Source organism: Streptomyces acidicola (genome assembly GCF_009377235.1).
Lineage (GTDB): Bacteria > Actinomycetota > Actinomycetes > Streptomycetales > Streptomycetaceae > Streptomyces > Streptomyces acidicola.
This window is the reverse complement of record NZ_VMNX01000026.1, coordinates 29,776-49,409: the sequence shown is the minus strand read 5'-3', so window position 1 is coordinate 49,409 and position 19,634 is coordinate 29,776. Positions and strand designations below refer to the sequence as shown.

Sequence of the window (19,634 nt, the reverse complement as noted above, 5' to 3'; positions counted from 1 at the left end):
CGGGAGGTCACCGCTCCCGCCGTTCCCAGGCATCGTGGACATGGCGCCCCAGCAAGGCGCCGCCGAACACCACGAACCCGACGCCGATGAGCCAGGACTGCACGACCAGAACGGTGCCGACGGCGCCGTAGGTGACCGCGTTGTTCACGATCAGCGGCGAGAACACCAGGTACGAGAACCAGCGCAAACCCACCAGGCCCACCACGGTCGCCAGGGCGCCCGGCAGCAGCGCCCACCACGACTTCCGCTCACCGAGAAGGAAATGCTGCCCCCACCAGAAGAACAGCAGGCCGAAGAACAAGGTGAGCGTGATACGGAGAGCGGACCCCACCAGTCCCGCTCGCAGCAACGCGCCGCTCTGCGCCTCGGCGAACAGGTATCCCGTCAGCGCGGCGAGCCACACCACCTGGCGCCACACGGCGTGCCACGGGCCGGCGGCGACTTCCCAGATCCTCTCGTAGCCGTTCTGGACGCTGGCCGCGAAGGCCACGCCGAACAGCGCCAGGACCAGCACACTGAACGCGCTGGTGGCGCTCAGGACGATCCGCGGAGCGGAGAACACCTCCCGCACGGCCTCCGCCGGGCGCCCCGACAGGCTCATGCCGTCGATCACCCACAGGGCGAATCCCCGTTCCTGGAAGGGGGCGGCCGCCGCGACGACGATCAGCAGCGGAGCCAGGGTGACCAGGCCGAGCGCCGCGAAACCCATGGACCGGTGCAGGAGTTCCAGGTCGCTGCCGTGCTGCCAGAGCCGTCCGGCGGCCGAGTCGTGCCAGCGGGCCCGCCGGCTTCGATGAGCCACCACACACGCACGGTAAGCAGACCCGGCGCCCGCCCCGGGCATGCCCGCACACCCGCCGCGACAGGCCACCCGACCGGAGTACCGCGGTACCGGGCCACTGGAACGTTCAGGGCATGGCCCCGTCAGCGCTGTCGCGGATCTCGGCGGCCAGGTGAGCGGCGAGCGCGTGGGCCCGGGGCATGAGGGCGTGCCAGTCGTCCGGCTGCTCACCGCGGTAGGCCGCCTGGGCGAGGATCAGAGCCGGGCGGTGTTCGGGCGGGAGGAGGCCGAGCGCCCAAGCGGCCGCCGCGTCCTTGGACTTGATGGTGCCGGTCTCGAGGGTCGTCCAGATTCGGGCGAGGGTCAGGAGGACGTTGCGGGTGTCGGACTCCAGGTCGGCCAGGAGGTCCGGGACGCCCGCGACGATCGCACGGCGCAGGTCCTCGTGCGGGACGGGCGCGAGGACCTCGGCCGCCGGCGGGCCGAGGAGTGCCGTGTCGCCGTTCAGCGTCATCGTGATGAGCGGCGCGAGATCGGGGGTGGCGGCGGGACCCGGCACCACGCCCCGCTCGAAGTCCTCGCGCAGCCATTCCCCGTACAGGAACTCACAGCGCGGTGGGTAGCGCCACGGGCTGATGTCGTCCCGGGCGACGACGCTCAGCTCCACGGGACGGGCCGGGCCGTTCACCGCCTGGGAGCCGGAGAGGCGCATGAGTCCGGCGGTCAGGGCCCGTCGCTCGTCCTCCGTCGTCCGGCGGCGCGCCACGACCAGCACGTCCAGGTCGCTGCTCGGGCGCAGACCGTCCAGCACGGCGGAACCGTGCAGATAGGCGCCGGTGAGGTCGTCGCCGAGTACGCGGCGCACCAGGTGCAGGACGTCGTCGAGCTGTGTCACGGGCGGGATGGTAGGCGGGCGGGGAGCGGACGGGCCACCGGATTTCCGCCGTGCCCGTACCGCCCTTCGGCCCTCCCGTGACCGCGACGTACGGGATCAGACCACCGACGTGCCGTACATCTCGCCGAGCGGGTCGGCGATCAGTTCGAGGCGGGCGCCGTCGGGGTCGCGGAAGTAGATCGACGTACCGCTCTCCTCCTGGTGGTCCACGCCCGCCGCGACGATCTTGTCGCGCAGGCGGTGCCAGGTGGCGGGTTCGACGGAGATGGCGACGTGGTGGAGTCCGCCGAGGACCTCCGCGTAGGGGCCGAGGTCGAGGCCGGGGAAGTCGAAGAAGGCGAGCAGGTTGCCGTTGCCGAGGTCGAAGAAGAAGTGCGTGGAGCCCTTGTAGTCGCGGTTCTCGATCATCTCGGTGAGGGGGAACTCCAGCAGGTCCTGGTAGAACCGCACCGTCCGCTCCACGTCGGAGGAGAGCAGCGCCACGTGGTGCACTCCGCGGGCGCTGCTCGCCGGCCGGTCCGCCGTCAGGTGGCGGTCCCGGATGCGGGCGCGTTCCGCCTCGATCGCCGCGAGGTCCGCAGGTTCCACGTGAAACTCCTCAACACAGGCAGTTTGGTTTTCAATCAGTCGGCACTCGTTCACTCTAGGACCGCACGGCGCGCGGTCAACCAGGCGCGCGGAGGCACGCCGGGCACTACGGGGGTCGCATTCCGGCCTGTTTGGCGCAACGGCCCTGATAGTCACGGGACTTGAGGTCGTGGTCCGAGGGACGCCCGCATAATGGCCGGGTGACGACCCCCTCCTCCGTGCCGGTGCAGCATGTTCCGGTCGTGATCGTCGGTGCCGGGCCTGCCGGGCTGACCGTCGCCAACCTCCTGCGGGCCGCCTCCGTCGACTGTGTCGTCCTGGAGATCGAGAGCCGGGAGTTCATCGAGCAGCGACCACGCGCGGGCTTCCTGGAGGAGTGGGCGGTGCGCGCCCTGGAACAGCGCGGCCTGGCCGACCGGATCGTGGAACGGGCGCCCACACACACCGAGTTCGAGTTCCGCTTCGAGCGCACGCGGCAGCGCTTCCCGTACACGGAGCTCACCGGCCACCGCCACTACGTCTATCCGCAGCCGCTGCTGGTGACCGATCTGGTCCGCGAGTACGCCGACGTGCGGGGCGGCGACATCAGGTTCGGCGTACGCGACGTCGAGCTCCACGGCATCGACGGCGACGAGCCCGCCGTGTCGTACACCGACCCCGATACCGGTGAACGGCTGCTGCTGCGCTGCGAGTTCGTCGCGGGCTGCGACGGTGCGCGCGGGGTGACACGCACCGCGATGCCGGACGCGTCCACGACCGTCGCCCGGCACGACCACGGCGTGGGCTGGCTGGCGCTGCTCGCCGAGGCACCGCCGTCCTCCAACTGCGTGATCCTCGGCATGCATCCGCGGGGCTTCGCCGGCCACATGGCACGCAGCCCCGAGATCACCCGCTACTACCTGGAGTGCCCGCCCGGCGACGTCCCGGAGAACTGGTCGGACGACACGGTGTGGTCCGAGCTGCACACCCGCCTGGCGGTGGACGGCGCGCCGCCGCTCACCGAGGGCCGGCTCATCGAGAAGCGCGTGCTCGACATGCACGGCTACGTCACCGAACCCATGGCGTACGGACGGCTGTACCTCGCGGGTGACGCCGCCCACCTGGTGGCGCCGATCGCGGCGAAGGGCATGAACCTCGCACTGCACGACGCGCTGCTCCTGGCCTACGCGCTCGCCGCGTACTGCGGCAAGGGGGACGACAGCGGGCTGCGCGACTACTCGGCGGCCTGCCTGCGCCGGGTGTGGCACTACCAGGAGTTCTCGCAGTGGCTGTCCGAGCTGCTGCACGGGCCGTCCTCGGGCGACCCCTTCCGCGCGGGCGCGGCAACCGCACGCATGCGCCGGATCCTCGGCTCCCCCGCCGCCGCGACCAGCTTCGCGGAGCTGTACCTGGGCAAGGGCACGGATCACTAGCTGCGTGAACTGGTGTGCAGGACGGCGAACAGCCCGCGGGCGCGGGTGCCGTCCGGCAGCTGCCAGGTGCCGCCGACGTGACCCGTGGCTCCTTCGGGAAGGAGCGGTGAGCCGTCCGGAGCGGGCCGCAGGACCCGGTGCAGGCGCAGGGTCGTGCCCTGCGGTGCGGGCAGCTCGGTGCCCTCCTGGTCGTCGATGGCGGTGGTCGTGACATCCGGGGAGGTGAGGCCCGCACCGGCGTAGGAACGGGTGACCTCCAGGTCGGGGGTGTCGCTGGTGCTCTGTGCCTGGGCCTGGACCCGCCCGTCGATCAGGGCAAGCAACTGGGCGACCAGCACCGGGTCGTGACAGCCGTCGTAGACCCAGCGCAGCCCCAGTACCCCGTGCTCCGCGGTGCCGATGAGGGCGTGCTCCGCCCCGTCGAGCGGGGCACCGCGATAGGTCAGCGGCACCAGATAGCCGGCCGGCCGGGGGACGGCGGCGTCGGTGACCACCATGAACTCGATCCCGACCTCTCCGTCCGGGTCGTCCAGCCGGAAGCCGCCGGCCCTGGCCGGTTCGGGTGCGCCGGCGCCGCCGTACCACGGGCGGGAGGGCAGCCAGGCGGTGAGCAGTTCCAGCTTGGTCGGCTTGAGTGTGGTGCGGTGAATGACGGCCATGCCGAAGGCTCTCACGGAAGCTGACGCGCTGGTACGGTTTCCCGATCATGACGTTCTGCTTCCTCCGCTAGCCGCTCCGTCGGCACGACGCGGATCCACCCGGCGCCGACGATGCGGGACGGTCGTTCACCGTCCCGGGCTGCGACGTGGGAGAAGACAGCATCATGCGCGTACGGCGCGTGTTCGTTCAGCATCCGCGTCCCGGCACGCCGGCCGTCTCGTGACGGCGGCGCGCCTGGTGGCGCGATGTGTACGCGGGCTGGAGCCCGCACTCGGCGCGGAGATTCCGCGAAGCGGTTCCGCGACCATCGACTGGGTCGGCCACCGTGAGGTGGGCTTCCGGGCAGAGCCGGGCACCGACGACGAGGGGCGGCTGCGGACCGCCGACGACGTCTTCCTGCTGGCCCTGCGCCAGGACGATGCCGGACCGCACAAGAGCGACCTGGCCGCCCTGGCGGACCTGGCCCGTGCGGTCGATCTGGCGGGTCTGGCCCGGGAACGCCGGGCACGCGGCGGCCCGGCCGGGTTCGGCGGGATCGAGATCTCGGCGTCCTTCCTCGGGCGCAGGACCTACAACCGGTACGACATCGAGGACGCCGTCGGCCGGGTGCCGGCCGAGCGCGCCGGTGTGCCGTACCACGCGCGCCGGCAGGGGGAGCCTCCGCCGCCCGGCCACAGCGGGTGGCGGCTCACACTGGACGGCACCCATGCCACCCTGCTGCTCCGCCTGGGGCGGCGCCCGGCACACCGTCGCGCCTACAAGAACGCGACCGTTCCGGGCACGCTGCACCCGCCGGTCGCCGCAGCCATGGCCCAGGCGGCCGAGCTGCGTCCGGGCCTGCGGGTGCTGGATCCGTGCTGTGGGGCGGGGACGCTGCTCATCGAGGCCCACCACACGGTGCCGGGGACCACACTGCTCGGGTTCGATCTCGATCGGGACGCGCGCCGTGCGGCACGACGGAACGCCGGGCCGCTCCCGGTCACCGTCCAGCGCGGCGACGCCGGGGCGCTTCCCCTTCCCGATCGCAGCGTCGACCGCGTCCTGTGCAACCCGCCCTGGGGAGACCAGGTCGACGCGGGCGGACGCCTCGCCGGGCACCCGGAGCGGTGGTGGCGCGAACTCGCCCGTGTCCTCACCGACGAGGGGCGCGCGGTCGTGCTGCTGCCCGAGGCACGCGGACTGGGCCAGGCCCTGGCGCTCGGCCTGGCACCCGTCCACGTGCAGCAACTGAGCCTGTTCGGCAGCCGTCCGCTGCTGGTCCGCCTCGAACGCCCACGCACCCGCAGACGCTCCCCGGGCCGACGGGAGGCGGAGGCCGGCTAGACGCCCGTCAGTACCCGTGGGGGTCGCAGCAGCCGTCCCTGCGCATCCGCTGCCCCACCCTGAGCCAGTCGTCCTCAGCGGCCGTGGTCCGCCGGGCCGACGGTTCGAAGGCGGTGACCAACTCGTCGGTGGTGTACGGCACTCCGCCCCGCAGGACCGAGACGGTGCGGACGAGGGTGGCGAAGTCCGTGAACGGGTCGCCGTCGACGACGGTCAGGTCGGCGAGCCGGCCCTCCTCGACGGTGCCCAGGTCACGGTCGACGCCGAAGAGGCGGGCGGGCAGCACGGTCGCGGTGCGCAGGGCCTCGGCCGGGGACATGCCGCCCCGGTGGAGGGCGCGCAGGCCCAGGTGGAGGGCCAGGCCGACGGGGACGAGCGGCTGGTCCGTGCCGAGGGCGACAAGACCGCCGGCGGCGAGGATCCGCCGGTAGATGTCGGTCTCCGTGCGCAGCGTGGCGAGTTGGGCGTCGGTTGGCGGGACGCCGGCCCCCTGCTGGACGGCGGCGGCGTCCCAGGGAGGCATCACGACGGTGACGCGGGGGTCGTCGGCGAGGGCGGGGTCCGCGCCGAGCAGCGGCGAGGACGTGAAGGGGGTGGCGATCAGGGAGAATCCGATCCCGCGTGCGCTGTAGACCTCGACGACGTCCTGGTAGGCGCGGCCCGTGGCAGTGATGGCTCGGCCGAACTCGCCACGCTGGGTGGCCTGCAGATGGGTCGTCACATCCTGGCCGACCTGGACGCCCGGCGAGAGCATATGGCCTCCGCTCCGCACGCCGAGGCGCTCGTGTGCGAAGCGGGCGGCCTCCTCCATGACCCACGTGGGCGCCCGCACATAAGTCTTGACGAAGTCCCAGTCCAGCGCGGCGGCCCGCTCCAGTGAGCGGCGCAGTCCCTCCCGGGTCCGGTGGGCGCGGCCCATGCTGTAGGCGACGCGTGCCCCGTCGAGGAGTTCGCCCGTGGTCAGCAGCCGGGGTCCGGCGAGCTGTCCGGCGGCCACGGCCTCGCGGATGCGGGCCTGTTCGTGGGCGAAGCCGCCGAGGGAGACGGCGGTGGTGATGCCGTAGGTGAGCTGGCCGGCGCTCTGGCGTCCGCCGTAGGTCGTCTGCCAGGGGTGGGTGTGCGTGTCCCACAGTCCGGGGACGACGGTGCGTGTCGAGGCGTCGATCCGCCGGAGGGCGGCGCGCCGGCTCGCGCGATGGGGCTCCACCGCGGCGATGCGTCCACCGCGTACGACGATGTCGACGTCGTCCCGGACGTCCTCGCCCGTGCCGTCCCACAGGCGTCCTGCGTGCACCACCGTGTCGGCGGGAGTGGGCCGGGAGCCGTCCAGGGGCACGCGGACGGTGCGGGCGGGGCCGCCGTCGACGTCGACGAGCCGCAGTCGGGTGCCGGACAGGTACAGCAGGGTGCGGGAGTCGCCGGACCAGGAGGGGTGGTCGGCCGGTTCGGTGGTGAGGGTGCGCAGGTCGCCTCGTGGGGTGCCGTCGGGTCCGACGGGCAGCAGGCACAGCGCGGACTCCACGATCACCGCCATCCAGCGGCCGTCCGGCGACCAGACGGGCCCGGAGTCGTACCGGTCGGCGATGGACGTGTGGGGCGCGACCGCGTGGAGGCGGTCGGTGCCGGTGGTGCTGTCGACGAGCCGGATGACGTTGTAGCCCTCCCGGAAGCGGGCGTTGAGCCGGTTGCGGTCGCACAGGGCGAGGTGGCGGCCGTCGGGCGACCAACTGGGGCGGCCGGGCACTCCCCCGCCGCCGAGGGGTGCGGCCAGGACGCGTTCCTCGCCGGACGCCAGGTCGCGGACGACGAGTTGCCCGGTGAGGTCGAGGCAGGCGAGGCGCTGCCCGTCGGGTGACAGCGCCGGAAACACCCGACCGCCGGTCGCGAGGGCCGTCTCCTCGCCGGTGGCGAGATCGTGCCGGTACACGCCGAGGAGCCCGTCACGGTCGTCGGCATAGACGAGCGACTGCCCGTCGGGTGCCCAGGACGGGGCGAGCAGATACCGTGTGGGCGCCGACCGCCGCAGCCGCCGGGGCGAACGACCGCCCGAACTGCCCGCGAGCCACAGCGAGTTGAGGGCCGCGAAGGCGATCTGCCGGCCGTCGGGCGACAACGCGGGCAGGTGGACGCCCCGCACGGGACGGACCCGGCCCTCCCCCAGGTCGTACTCCTTGGTGCGGTACCGCGGCCGATGCACGGGGAGCACGCCCTCGAAGGGCACGGTCTCCGGCTCCCGGGGTCTGTCGGGTCGTACGAGGGTGAAGGTGCCGTCGACCGTGAGGAGCAGTTCGCCCTTCGGTGTCCAGCGCGGGGGCACCGGAGCGATGTCCCCGTCGACCGGGACGGGGCGGCCGTCGACGACGAGGGTGCAGGAGCCGTCCGGGGACGCCGTGGTGCGCAGGTGGGCGAGACGGCCGTCGGAGGCGAGGGCGGGCGTCATGACCTGGGCGGCCTCGGTCTCGGTGTGCCGGACGGTGACCGGGCCGGTGCCGTCGGCGGGGACGGCGGCGATCGTACGGGCCTGAAGGCTCACGCCCTGGGCGGTGGTGAGCGTCTTCGCGCGGACGAACAGGATGCGGGTGCCGTCGGGCGACCAGGTGGGATCGAAGTCCTCCCACGGGCCGTCCTGCAGGGGCCCGTCCTGGCCGGGCAGTCCGGTGACGCGGGTGATCCGGCCGGTGCGCAGGTCGAGGACGTGGACGCGGTACGGGCTGCCGTCCACCGGGTCGCCGCCGCGCTCGGAGGCGAAGGCGATCCGGGTGCCGTCGGGTGACCAGGCCGGGCCGCGGTCGTCCCAGGGGCCGTCCGTGCGCTGCCGCAAGGCGGAGCCGTCGGGGCGGACCGTCCAGATGTGGAATCCGCCGTCCCGGTAGGCGCAGAACGCGATGAGCGTGCCGTCCGGGGCGTGCGTGGGCCGGTTGGGTTCGAGGTCCGAGGGGGTCAGGGGGCGGGCCGTGCCGCCGGAGCGCGGCAGGGACCACAGGGCGCTCTGGGCCTCGGCGACCAGGTGGTCGCCGGCGGGTGAGAGGGTCGCCGAGCCGTTGGTGGCGCGGGTGAAGGTCAGGGAGAGGCCGGTGCGCGGTCGTGCCGCCGCCGGGGCGGGGGCCGCGCCCACGAGGGGGACGGCACCTGCGGCGGCGAGGAGTTGACGGCGCGTCGGACGGAAGGCGGCGGTGCTCCGATCACGGTCCATGACAGTGCACGCTGGCGCATCACCCGGCCCACGAGCAACCGCGCTATTCACGCCATCCGACGAGGCGTCAGTCGATGGTGGTGTGCCGCAGGCGCACCCACAGGGGCAGGACGAACCAGCACAGCAGATACCAGGCGACAACCCCCACCACCACCCACGGTGTGTAGTCGCCGTGGGTGGCCACGCGCAGGATCAGCAGCAGCGCCGAAGTCATCGTGGCCAGCAGGAGCAGAAGGCCGGCCAGGGTCAGCCGGGAGGCCCAGGTCACCGCCTGGGGCTTGATCCGCCGTCCGGAGACGAGCCGGTGGAAGGAGACCGGGCCGATCAGGGCACCGGTGGCGGAGGCCCCGAGAACCACCGTCACGATGTAGATGGTCCGGTCCGTCTGCGACAGCTGCGGGTAGCGGGCCGTGAAGACGACGGTGAGCAGGAAGCCGAAGAGGATCTGCACGCCCGTCTGGGCCACGCGGACCTCCTGGATGAGCTCGCTCCACATGCGGTCGGCCCGCTCGTCCTGCGTCTCATCGCGGCCCCGGGCCCGGCCCCTACCCCTGCCCTTGGCCCTGCCCGTGGCCATGTCGTCTGCGCTGTCGGACACCGTGTCCCTCCCGGCTGCGTCGGTCTCCCTGTGTTGGATGGCGACGGGGTGTGCGTTGTGAAGCGCGTGTAGGGATCAGTTCACTCACACGAGTGAGGCCTTTTGACGGTACGGCTGGGCCTGCCCCTCCGCGCCGGAGCTGGAGCGGTTCGCGCTCGACACGTACGACGGCGGGCACGCCCTCGCACGTGTCGAGTGGTCCAAGGGCTGGGGGTACACGGACGCGGCCGCCTGGAGCGACGAGGACGTTCTGGCCAGGTCCGTGCCCGCCTCCTTCGACGAAGGCGACGGTGGCGGTGGCGGTGAGGGGCGGTCGGCCGGGGACGAGGCGGCGTCCATCCTGGAGCGGCTGGATCCGCATCAGCTGTACGCGAATGCCTCGCTCAGCCGGTTGTTCTCGTGAAGGGCGTACGGGCGGCCCGGCCTTCCAGCACGAGCTGCACCTGGACCTCCTGGTCACCGGGGATGGCGCCGACCTCCTGGACGGTGAACGACTCCTCCAGGGCCTCCCGCAGATGCCGCACCGCGAGCGGGCTGCCCTGGACGTCGGCGAGCACGGGGCCGGACAGCGGCACGGGGTGCGGCTCGTGCGGGTGGCCGGTCGGGTGCGCGGGGTCGTCGAGCAGATCGAAGGTGCCCGTCCACACGGTCGGGCGGTCGCGGTCCGCCTCGTGCGGTTCCTCGCCGACGCAGCGGTCCGAGGAGAAACAGGTGCACAGGGTGTCGAACAGGAGGCCGGCGTCGTGCGCGGAGCAGTCGCTGAGCACCACCTGGACCTGTGACACGGGCATGGGGGTCAGGTTCACGAGGGTCCTCCCTGGCGTGGGCGGGGCACCGAGCGAGTACCCCCAGCGTGCGACCGAAACGGGATCCCCTCATGTCACACGGCCCGGCGGTCCCCGTACCTCCGGTCGTCGGACCCTGGCCGGGACATCCGGTGGGCCATTTCGCTGGGTTATGTTGAGTGTTCGTGGGAGACGAAGGAGGCACACGGGTGCCATCGCCGCAGCAGGCACGGGCTCAGGCATCGGCGATCACCTCGGGCCGGGCGGCTCCCGAGGCGGAGACGGCCGCCCCCACGGTCCGGCTCCGGGAGCTCTTCGACGGGCCCCGTCTGTCGCCCGGGCAGCGGCGCATCGCCCAGTACCTGATCGAGCACATCACCGAGGCCGCGTTCCTGTCGATCACGGACCTCGCGGAACGCGTCGGCGTCAGCCAGCCCTCGGTGACCCGGTTCGCGGCGGCCGTGGGCTTCAGCGGGTACCCGGCGCTGCGTGAGAAGCTCCAGGCCATCGCGCTCAGCGCGCTCGGCAGCACTCCCGCCACCACCGCCGAGAAGCGCAGCAACGAACTCCAGGCCGCCGTGGACGCCGAGATCGCGAACCTGGAGAACATGCGGCGCGACTTCGCCGACCCGGACCAGGTGATCGCGGTCGGCAGGGCCCTGTCCCGGTCGACGCCGCTCACGGTCCTCGGCCTCAGGATCTCCGGGTCGCTCGCCGAGTACTTCGCGTACGCGGCCCGCCGGATCCACCCCGACGTACGGCTGGTGACCCGGGGCGGCAGCGTCGCGTACGACGCGCTGCTGCAGTCGCGCGAGGCCGGCGGGTCCTGGCTGCTGGCGTTCTCGATGCCGCGGCACGGGCAGGAGACGCTCACCGCCCTGCGGGTCGCGCACAGCGCCGGTCTGAAGGTTGCCCTGATCACCGACCTGGCGCTGGGGCCGGTGGCCGACGAGGCCGACGCCGTGTTCACCACGGGGACGGGATCACGCCTGGTCTTCGACTCGTACGCGGCCCCCGTGCTGATGTCCGCGGCACTGCTGCAGGCCATGACCGACGCGGATCCCGAGCGGACGCAGGCCCGGCTGGAGGAGTACGAACAGATCGCGGAACAGCACCAGTTCTTCCTCAAGGACTGAGCGTGCCCAGGCCCACAGGGGGCCGTTCCGCACATCTCCCGCCACTTTCACCACATGGGACTATTCAGCCACATCCTGGTATGAATTTTTTCATGCCCTTGCAAACTCATCGGTATATATAAATACTGCTCGCGGATCGTGATCCGGCCGGGACGCCGGGCCACGTCCTCCGCCCGGGACCGTCCGCTCGTACCCGCCACGGTGCCCGGGTGCGGCGGCCCCGGTCATCCCCTAGCCGGGGCCGCCGAGCGTTCCCAACTTCTGGCGTCGACGTAAGACCGGAGCGATGATCATGGCCCTCGCCTACTCGCCGATCAGCTCGGACTGGCCGTGTCAGGTGAAGACACCGGGCAGTTACGACTGGGAGCGCTCGGCCGCCAGGTGGCTGCGCGAGCTGGTGCCGGCCCGCTACGGCAGCTACCCGACGATGCTCCGCCACCCGGTCCTGCTGGCCCGCCACGCCCAGATCCAGGTGCAGCACGAGATACGGGTCGCGCGCACCGCCCTGCAGACCGCGCGGACCGAACTGCCCCGCCTCGGGCTCACCGAGTCGGTCATCGAGCACACGATCAAGATGTACGCCGCCGAGGTCACACAGCTGAACCACATGGCCCGCAGCATCCGTGCCGTCAGCCAGGCCCTCGCGGACAGCAGCCTGGCGCGCGCCTCCCACTGACCGGTCCTCTCCGGCCCTCTCCCGGTCCGCCTCCTGTTGCCCTCTGTGCCTCCCATGTGCCTCCCATGTGCTTCCCTGGTGATTCCTCCTCGCGGGCGCAACGGCGATACGACCCGCCGTTGCGGGAAGAGGAACAGCAGGAGCAGACCGGCATGGCGAGCGAGGGGCAGGGCTCATGGATACCTGGACGTGGGTGATCGTGGTCGCCGCGGTGCTCGCGGTCGCCGTACTAGCGGCGGCGGTGGCGCTGTTGGTCCGGCTCGTGCGGGCACGGCGTGACCTCACTCGTGCCGGACTGCCGACCGGGCCGCGCTGGGTCTTCTGGGGTGCGGTGCTGTATCTCGTCCTGCCGGCCGATCTGCTGCCCGATCCTGTCTACCTGGACGACGTCGGGGTCCTGCTGCTGGCGCTCAGGTCCCTGCGGACGGCGGGCGCGCAGGCACCGGAGAGCGAGACGGGAACTCCCCTGCGCAAGTGAGACGTTGCCCCGCTGAAGGTCACTCCGACAGGCGGCGGCAATGAGCGAGCTGGTTCCCGGGGGCAACGTGCCCCTCCCCGGCGGCACCCTGGTTCTCCGGGTGCCGGGCCCCTTCGACGTGTCCGCGCTCGTCACCGACGACGGCGGGAAGGTGCGCGGGGACGCCGACTTCGTGTTCTACAACCAGCGGACGGCGCCCGGAGTCCGCCTCACGGGCGAGGAGCTCACCGTCGATCCGGCGACACTGCGGGCAGGGGCGAGCCGCGTCACGGTGGTCATCAGCCCCACCGATCCCGGAACATCCCTCGGGCAGCTGCCCGCGCCCTCCCTGCACGTCACCGGTCCCGGCGGACGCGTCATCGCCCGCTTCACCCCGCCGCGCCCGCAGCGCGAGACGGTGCTCCTGCTCGCCGAGATCTACCGGCGTGGCCCCGTGTGGAAGCTGCGGGCCCTGGGGCAGGGGTACGCGGAGGGACTGGCCGGTGTCGCACGGGACTTCGGGGTCGATGTCGCCGAGGACGCGACTCCGGCGGCGGGAGTCGTGGCCAGTGCCGGGAGCGGTAGCAGGAGCGGTAGCGGTGGCACTGCCGGTGCACCGCCGCGCCCGGGCGCCGGCCCGCAGCCTGGAGGCCTCCGGACACCGGGGATCGGCAGCGGCCGGGACGGTGGGTTCCGGATGCCGGGATCCGGGATCGGCCGGAGTGATGGATTCCTGATGCCGGGCGTATCGTCCGCCTCGCACGGAAGTGCCCCCGACCCGGACGGTTTCCTGCCTCTGGTGAACTCGGCGCGGGCGAGGGTGGGTTCGCCCGCCGTGGTGCTGGACGCGCGACTCGTGGCGGCGGCTCGGGAGCACGCTGCGGGGATGGCGGCGCAGGGGCGCCTCGCCTCCGAGGGGCCGGACGGACGGTCCGTGTTCCAGCGGGTCACGGCGAGCGGCTACACGTATCTCACGGTCGGCGAGCATCTGGTGTCCGGCCCGCGCACACCGGCCGAGTTCGTGGAGTACTGCCTGTCCGGCGAGCGGACCCGTGACACGCTGTGCGAGCCGTCGTTCAGCGAGGCCGGTCTGGCCTGCGTCTCCGACGGGCGCTCCGGCGACGTGTACTGGACGGCACTGTGGGCGCGGCCCTTCACTCCGGCCGGGCTCACGCAGACGGCGGCCGAGGTCATCGCGCTCACCAACGCCGAGCGGGCGTCGGCCGGGCTGCAGCCACTGGCCGACGATCCGCTGCTCGCCACCGCCGCCCAGGGGCACAGCGCCGACATGGTGGCGCGCGCCTTCTACTCGCACACCTCCCCCGACGGCGGCGAGCCCTGGCACCGGGCCGCCGCCGCAGGCTCCACACGACGCACGATCGGCGAGAACATCGCCTGCGGGCAGCGCTCACCCGCCGAGGTCGTCCGCGGCTGGATGGACAGCCCGGGCCATCGCGCCAACATCCTCAAGCCGGGCTTCACCCACATAGGCATCGGTTTCGCCGGGGGTGGCACGGCGGGCACGTACTGGACGCAGTTGTTCGGCGGCTGACGGCGTTCACGCCTGGTCGAGTTCCCGTGGTCCGTACAGCGCGCTGTCGGCTCCGGTGGCGAGGGCCCAGTAGCGGTCGCCGTAGGACCAGTGCCACCACTCCGTGGGGTAGTTGACGAGGCCTGCGGCGGTGAGGGCCTCACTGAGGACGCGGCGGTTGACGCGGGCGTCCTCGCCGATGTTGGCGGCGTGCGTGTAGCAGGCGCCGTCGCTCTCCTCGGGGCTCGCGTTCACGGGGGTGCCCATGTCGAGTTCCCGCCCGTCGGCGGAGACGAGGGTGAGGTCGACGGCGGCGCCGGCGCTGTGCGGGGCGATCTCCGGCGGTGATACGTAACGGCTCGTGGCGTGGTGCACCCGTGTCGGGGTCCAGTCCGGGTTGGCGGCACGCAGTTCGCCGGCGTAGTCCTCGAAGTAGCGGCGCTGGAGTGCCGGCGGGCGATATCCCTCGACGAACAGCAGCCGCATGCCGTCCGGGACCATGTCCTGGGCTTTGAGCAGACGCGTCAGGACCTGCTCCCGCAGGTGTGCGAAGGCGCCCGAGGGTTCCTCTCTCCGGGTGTCGACGGCGAGGGACTCCTGGAGCCGGAGGTCGACGAGTGGTTCTCCGCAGTCGGCCACAGGTATCGCCGCGACCCTGGGGTCCGACATCAGCACGATCTCGTTCGTCATACCTGTGATCCTCGCCCAGGACCGGTCCGGCGGTGCTCGTTCCGCCGATCCTGGCCGGAAGCCTTCACGACGGCACCCGCCGCGGAAGTGGTCGACGAAGGACGGCGAGCGCGGCGTCACCGCGCTCGCCACAACGTCCGACGAAGAACGCCGTGCTCACCACCACGGCGAGCACGCTGGAACCGGCGTGACTCAGTCGCTCGTCAGGCTGATCCCCAGCACGTCCAGGACGCCGTAGACGCCGAGGAACACGATGGCCGCGCTGCTGAGGACGAGGGCCGCGGTGAGCCAGGCGTTGGCGCGGAAGCGGCGTTCGACACCCGTGGCGCGCAGCCGCCAGACGGCGACGACCACGGCCAGCAGGAAGATACCGCCGCCGATGCCACCGATCTGGACCATGAGGACGGGTGACTGGACGTACAGGAAGGAGGCGGCCCACACGGGCGGCAGGCAGTAGGTGAGGATCTGGATGGTGCGGCGGCGGACCTGGACGTTCTGCCAGTCGATGACGCGGAGCAGGCCCAGCGTGTTGGTCCACAGCCGGGGAACGCTGGCGGTCGAGCCGATGAGGGTGGAGAAGAGGACGGCGATGGCGCCCGCCAGGAACAGGTACTCGGCCCAGGGGCCCATCGTGTCGGTGTAGATGCGGGACAGGGTGGTGATCATCGAGTTGCCCTCGGGCACCAGGTTCTGCGGGTGCAGCACTGCGGCGCCGATGACGTAGAACGAGAGCGTGCACAGGGTGCAGATCAGCCAGCCGGCGGCGACGTCCAGACGCATCACCTTGAGCCAGCCCTCGGCACGCCGCGCCCGCGCCTCGGTGCCGTCGTCGGGGCCGGTCCAGCGGGCGTAGCCCTTCTCGATGCACCAGTAGGTGTACGTCGTCATCTCGTCGGCACCCACGCCGGTGATACCGAACATGGCGAGCGCGATACCGACGGTGCCGGCCGGGATGAGGAAGCTGAGGCCCTCACCCAACTCGCTTCCCCCGTAGCCGAATTCGGTGGCCGGCAGGCCGAGGGCGAGGCCGACCGTGGCGATGGTGAAGACGATGACGCAGGCGACGCAGATCTTCTCGACCACGCCGTACTTGCCGGTGCGCAGCATGAGGACGGCCGAGGCCGTGACGATGACGGTCCATACGGCGAGGGAGCGGAAGCTCAGTGCCTCACCGGTGATCGGCCACAGGATGGAGCAGGCTGCCGCGGTGCCGCCGATGATGCCGCCGCGCTGGAACATCTTGGCGAAGTCCATGCCGATCCAGAGCCAGTTGATCCAGCCGATGCGGCCGATGCGGGGAGATACCTCGCTGTAACCCTCCAGTGCGGTACGGCCGTTGAGGATGGTCCAGCGGGCCAGCTCCATCTGCACCCAGACCTTCACGGCGGTGCTGACGATCACCAGCCAGAGGAGGGCGAATCCCGCTCGGGCGCCGAGCGAAGTGGTGACGATGAGCTCGCCGGAGCCCACCACCGCCGCCGACAGCACGAAGCCGGGGCCCAGGTGGCGCAGCCGCCCGGTGAAGGTGGTGGGTGCCTCGCGGACGTCCTCGGCGCGCAGGGCGTACGGGTCGTCGGGGACGCCGGGAGGTGCCGTGGAGCCGGGTGTCGTCCGGGACGTCGACGGCGTTGTCTTAGACATGACTGGTCCTCGGGATCGGCCCGGCGTCATCGCCGGGCACAGGGGAACGCTTCCGTAGTGGGGGGTGGCTGCGTTCGGGCCGGTCGGTCAGGTGGCTGGGCGGAGCGGGGGTTCGCCCGCGAGGACGCGTACGACGTCCTCGGCGACCAGGACGCCCATGGCGCGGTTGGCCTCGGGGGTGCAGGCCGCCATGTGCGAGGTCAGCAGGACGCCCGGCGCGGTGCGCAACGGGCTGTCCGCGGGCAGCGGTTCATGGGCGAAGGCGTCGAGTGCGGCGCCGCCCAGGTGCCCGTCGTTCAGCAGCGCGGCGAGCGCCTCCTCGTCGACGAGTCCGCCGCGCGCCGCGTTGACGAGCAGGGCGCCCGGCTTCATGGCGGCGAGGCGCTCACGGGAGAGCAGGGGGCCTGCCTCGGGGTCGGCGGGCAGGTGGAGGCTCACCACGTCGGCGCGGGCGAGCAGCTCGTCCAGACCGACGCTCTCCGCGCCCGGGGTCTCCGTCACGAACGGGTCGTGCGCGAGGACGGTCATGCCGAACGCGGCTCCGTAACCGGCGAGAAGCCGTCCGATGCGGCCGAAGCCGACGACGCCCAGGGTGCGCCCGGCGAGTTCGGGGCCGAACAGCTTGGGCCACTCCCCCGCCACGACCCCGTCGTGGGAGGCCGTGATGCCACGGGACGCGGACAGGAGGAGTCCGAAGGTGTACTCGGCCACCGCGCGGGAGTTGCTGCCGGGCGCGCACACCACGCGGATGCCCCGGGCCCGGGCCGCGGCGAGGTCGATGGTGTCGACGCCGACACCGTGCTTGGCGATGACCTTGAGGCGGTCGGCCGCCTCGATGACCTCCGCCGTGATGGAGTCCATGCCGACGATGAGGGCGTCCACCGTGCCGATGTGCGCGAGGAGTTCGACATGAGGCAGTGCGCTGTCCTCGTACGGGCGAAGCGGTCCCGCGCCCGCCGACGCGAGGATCTCCCAGGGGTCGGGCGAGTGGCGGGCGAAGGTGGGGGTGGTGATGAGGGTGGTCGAGGAGCCGGTGGAGGCCATGGAGGCCGTGTCGGTCATGCGGGGAACTCCCTGTCCGTCCACTGCGGGCTCAGTCGGACGTACTGGATGGTGCGGCGGTGGTGTGTGTACGCGATGTGCAGGGTGCCGTCCGGTGTCTGGGTGATCGACGGGTACGACAGCTCGCGGTTCAGGCCGTCGCGGGAGTTGTTGGTGAGGCAGTGGCCGTCGCCGGTCTCCAGATCGTGGCGCTGGGGCCAGGTCCGGCCGCCGTCGGAGGAGACGGCGAGGCTGAGCGGGGCGCGCGGGGCGCCCCAGAAGGCGTCACCGGAAGGCTCGGCCGCCGCCTTCTGCTCGCCCTTCTGCTCGCCCTGCTGCTCATCCGTTCCCTCGTCCTCGATGTCGTCGTACAGCGACACCCTGCGCGCCACTGCGTCCGCCGCGCTGCTGTGGTTGTACGTGAGGGCGAGGCGGCCGTCGGAGAGGACGGCGTACTGGATCGAGGAGTTGTTGTTCGGCAGGGCCAGCGGCTCGGGCTCGCTCCAGGTCTCCCCGTCGTCGTACGACACGCTGCGGTGCACCGCGTCGGCGCGGCGGCTGCGGAAGAGGGCGAGGAGTGAACCGTCGGGCAGGGGGCGGATGTTCATGTGGACGAGTCCGGTGGAACCGGGCACCGGGTGCTCCTGCCAGGTGGTGCCGCCGTCGTCGCTGATCATCACCGAGCTGGTGTCGCGATCGCCCGTCCAGGGGGCGTCGGGTGGTGCGACACAGCGGAAGACGGGCAGCAACAGCCTTCCGGTCTCAGGGAGTTCGGTGACGGGTTGACGGACGAAGACGCCTCCCTCGATGAGGGTGCGCGTGGGTCCCCAGGTGACGCCCCCGTCGGCGCTGACACGCAGCCGTACCTCCGCGGTCTCCTGCCGGCCGCCGAGCTGGGCGGTGTGCAGGAGCCACAGGTCGCCGGAGGGGGCGGGGAAGAGGAGCGGGTTCTGTTCCGAGCGGCCCGGGTCCTCGGAGAGCTGGACCGGGTCGGACCAGGCGTCCGCGCCCGGGGCCAGCCGGGAGAACCACACCGAGATGTCGGAGACCCCCTCCAGGGTCCCCGCGAACCAGACGCACCCCAGAGCGCCGCCGGGCAGCACGGTGAGGTTGGCGGCGTGGTTCTGCACGGCGGGGGCGGCGAGGTGGGCTTCGGCGCGGCCGGGCCGGCCGGGGTGGGGGCGGAGGACTCCGTCGGCGACGACGGGTGCGGGCGCGTCCGTCTCCGTGCTCGCCTCCTTGCCGGACCCCGTGCCCGCCCCGGTGACCGCTTCCGTGCCCGTCATCGTGCTTCCCCCTTCGCGCGCGCCGCCTCCAGATGCCCGGCGGCCACCTGCTCCAGATGCACCAGGTCGCAGGCGACCGTGGCGAAGGTGAAGCCCTCGGCGAGTCGCTTGGCCGCGGCGGCGCCGTCCGGGTTGTGGATGCCCGCCGCGATACCGGCCGCGGCCGCCGCCGTCCGCACCCTGACGAGTGCGGCCTCGAACTCGGCGGCGACCGCGGGGTCTGTGGAGGTCGCCCCGCCGAGCGCGATGCGCAGGTCGGAGGGGCCGACGTAGACGCCGTCGAGGCCGTCGGTGGCGCAGATCTCCTCGACGTTGGCGAGCCCTTCCGCCGTCTCGATCATCGCGAGGACGACGGTCTCCCGGTGGGCGTCGGCCGGATTGGGGCCGATACGGAGCCCCGAGCGCATCGGCCCGTACGAACGGATTCCCAGCGGGGGGTAGCGCACGGCGGCCACTGCCGCGAAGGCGTCCTGGGCGTTGTCGATCAGCGGAACGATCACACCGGCGGCGCCGGCGTCGAGGGCCTTGCCGATCGGCATGGGGTCGTTGGCCTCGACGCGGACCAGGCCGACGGCGCTGGAGCCCTTGGTGTCGATCGCCGTCAGCGAGGCCAGCACGCCCGAGTACTCGATAAGGCCGTGCTGGGCGTCGAGGGCGACGTAGTCGTAGCCGAGGCGGGCGATGCGTTCGGTCGAGACCGGGGAGTCGAGCACGCACCAGTAGCCGACGAGCGGTTCACGGGCCCGCAGGAGGGCGGCGAAGGCGGCGGCGGTGCCCGGGGCGGGGGTGCCGGGGACGGCGTTCATGAAGTGCAGGCTCCTTGGAACGAAGAGGCGACAGGGCGGTGGGACGGTGGAAGGTCGGGGTGCTCGCGACGCCGACCGGCTGACGAACCGGTCGGCGGGCCGCTCGGCGAACCGGTCGGCGAACCCGGCGAGGTG

19 protein-coding genes are annotated in these 19,634 nt (G+C 72.3%); 7 read left to right on the top strand and 12 right to left on the bottom strand.

Annotated elements, in window-relative coordinates:
* Window positions 1-7: 7 nt before the first annotated feature.
* From FPZ41_RS10560 to FPZ41_RS10550, 3 genes are all read right to left on the bottom strand, one after another.
* On the bottom strand, window positions 8-844 hold the full coding sequence (locus tag FPZ41_RS10560; RefSeq protein WP_152861350.1) for a ribonuclease BN: 837 nt from the start codon (window positions 842-844) through the stop codon (window positions 8-10).
* Window positions 845-908: 64 nt separating this feature from the next.
* On the bottom strand, window positions 909-1,685 hold the full coding sequence (locus FPZ41_RS10555; protein ID WP_407698770.1) for an aminoglycoside adenylyltransferase family protein: 777 nt from the start codon (window positions 1,683-1,685) through the stop codon (window positions 909-911).
* Window positions 1,686-1,772: 87 nt separating this feature from the next.
* Window positions 1,773-2,264 carry a VOC family protein gene (locus tag FPZ41_RS10550; RefSeq protein WP_131567825.1) on the bottom strand — a complete coding sequence of 164 codons (492 nt, stop codon included), beginning with the start codon at window positions 2,262-2,264 and terminating at the stop codon, window positions 1,773-1,775.
* Window positions 2,265-2,464: 200 nt separating this feature from the next.
* Here FPZ41_RS10550 and FPZ41_RS10545 point away from each other — a divergent pair, with 200 nt between their 5' ends.
* Entirely contained in the window at window positions 2,465-3,676 is a 1,212-nt protein-coding gene (locus FPZ41_RS10545; protein WP_322620063.1) for a 4-hydroxybenzoate 3-monooxygenase, read from the top strand.
* On the opposite strand, the gene FPZ41_RS10540 is transcribed toward FPZ41_RS10545, so the two are convergent.
* On the bottom strand, window positions 3,673-4,335 hold the full coding sequence (locus tag FPZ41_RS10540) for a maltokinase N-terminal cap-like domain-containing protein (RefSeq protein ID WP_152861346.1): 663 nt from the start codon (window positions 4,333-4,335) through the stop codon (window positions 3,673-3,675). The genes FPZ41_RS10545 and FPZ41_RS10540 overlap by 4 nt on opposite strands.
* A gap of 220 nt (window positions 4,336-4,555) precedes the next feature.
* Between FPZ41_RS10540 and FPZ41_RS10535 the strand changes: the two genes are divergently transcribed.
* Window positions 4,556-5,659, top strand: a complete 1,104-nt coding sequence (locus FPZ41_RS10535) for a TRM11 family SAM-dependent methyltransferase (protein WP_322620062.1) — start codon at window positions 4,556-4,558, stop codon at window positions 5,657-5,659.
* A 7-nt stretch (window positions 5,660-5,666) separates the two neighbouring features.
* Here FPZ41_RS10535 and FPZ41_RS10530 read toward each other — a convergent pair whose 3' ends face one another.
* Both FPZ41_RS10530 and FPZ41_RS10525 read right to left on the bottom strand, forming a co-directional pair.
* The gene (locus FPZ41_RS10530) at window positions 5,667-8,852 is read right to left on the bottom strand and encodes an amidohydrolase family protein (protein WP_152861342.1); all 3,186 of its coding nucleotides are present in this window, start codon (window positions 8,850-8,852) and stop codon (window positions 5,667-5,669) included.
* Between the two features lie 67 nt (window positions 8,853-8,919).
* Window positions 8,920-9,429, bottom strand: a complete 510-nt coding sequence (locus FPZ41_RS10525) for a DUF6328 family protein (protein WP_152861375.1) — start codon at window positions 9,427-9,429, stop codon at window positions 8,920-8,922.
* Window positions 9,430-9,589: 160 nt separating this feature from the next.
* Here FPZ41_RS10525 and FPZ41_RS10520 point away from each other — a divergent pair, with 160 nt between their 5' ends.
* Window positions 9,590-9,853: a cholesterol oxidase substrate-binding domain-containing protein gene (locus tag FPZ41_RS10520; RefSeq protein WP_152861340.1), complete on the top strand. Its 264-nt coding sequence runs from the start codon at window positions 9,590-9,592 to the stop codon at window positions 9,851-9,853.
* On the opposite strand, the gene FPZ41_RS10515 is transcribed toward FPZ41_RS10520, so the two are convergent.
* On the bottom strand, window positions 9,834-10,256 hold the full coding sequence (locus tag FPZ41_RS10515; protein ID WP_322620061.1) for a hypothetical protein: 423 nt from the start codon (window positions 10,254-10,256) through the stop codon (window positions 9,834-9,836). The genes FPZ41_RS10520 and FPZ41_RS10515 overlap by 20 nt on opposite strands.
* A gap of 188 nt (window positions 10,257-10,444) precedes the next feature.
* Here FPZ41_RS10515 and FPZ41_RS10510 point away from each other — a divergent pair, with 188 nt between their 5' ends.
* The 4 genes from FPZ41_RS10510 (at window position 10,445) to FPZ41_RS10495 (ending at window position 14,056) form a co-directional block, all read left to right on the top strand.
* Window positions 10,445-11,371, top strand: a complete 927-nt coding sequence (locus FPZ41_RS10510; protein WP_322620060.1) for a MurR/RpiR family transcriptional regulator — start codon at window positions 10,445-10,447, stop codon at window positions 11,369-11,371.
* Window positions 11,372-11,663: 292 nt separating this feature from the next.
* On the top strand, window positions 11,664-12,047 hold the full coding sequence (locus FPZ41_RS10505) for a hypothetical protein (protein WP_152861338.1): 384 nt from the start codon (window positions 11,664-11,666) through the stop codon (window positions 12,045-12,047).
* Window positions 12,048-12,222: 175 nt separating this feature from the next.
* A complete protein-coding gene (locus tag FPZ41_RS10500) occupies window positions 12,223-12,525 on the top strand; it encodes a DUF1232 domain-containing protein (protein WP_152861336.1) in 303 nt (100 codons plus the stop codon).
* A gap of 40 nt (window positions 12,526-12,565) precedes the next feature.
* Window positions 12,566-14,056 carry a CAP domain-containing protein gene (locus FPZ41_RS10495; protein ID WP_152861334.1) on the top strand — a complete coding sequence of 497 codons (1,491 nt, stop codon included), beginning with the start codon at window positions 12,566-12,568 and terminating at the stop codon, window positions 14,054-14,056.
* A 6-nt stretch (window positions 14,057-14,062) separates the two neighbouring features.
* On the opposite strand, the gene FPZ41_RS10490 is transcribed toward FPZ41_RS10495, so the two are convergent.
* The 5 genes from FPZ41_RS10490 to FPZ41_RS10470 form a co-directional block, all read right to left on the bottom strand.
* Window positions 14,063-14,725 (bottom strand): M15 family metallopeptidase, encoded by a 663-nt coding sequence (locus FPZ41_RS10490; RefSeq protein ID WP_152861332.1) that lies wholly within the window; start codon window positions 14,723-14,725, stop codon window positions 14,063-14,065.
* 192 nt (window positions 14,726-14,917) lie between these two features.
* Entirely contained in the window at window positions 14,918-16,366 is a 1,449-nt protein-coding gene (locus FPZ41_RS10485) for an Nramp family divalent metal transporter (protein WP_152861330.1), read from the bottom strand.
* An 87-nt stretch (window positions 16,367-16,453) separates the two neighbouring features.
* Window positions 16,454-17,428, bottom strand: coding sequence for a phosphoglycerate dehydrogenase (locus tag FPZ41_RS10480; protein WP_228022655.1), 975 nt, complete (start codon window positions 17,426-17,428; stop codon window positions 16,454-16,456).
* Window positions 17,425-18,693 (bottom strand): sialidase family protein, encoded by a 1,269-nt coding sequence (locus FPZ41_RS10475; protein ID WP_152861328.1) that lies wholly within the window; start codon window positions 18,691-18,693, stop codon window positions 17,425-17,427. The genes FPZ41_RS10480 and FPZ41_RS10475 overlap by 4 nt, the downstream gene beginning before the upstream one ends.
* Window positions 18,690-19,499 (bottom strand): HpcH/HpaI aldolase family protein, encoded by an 810-nt coding sequence (locus tag FPZ41_RS10470; protein WP_152861326.1) that lies wholly within the window; start codon window positions 19,497-19,499, stop codon window positions 18,690-18,692. Before FPZ41_RS10470 ends, FPZ41_RS10475 begins: the two co-directional genes overlap by 4 nt.
* Window positions 19,500-19,634 lie beyond the last annotated feature (135 nt).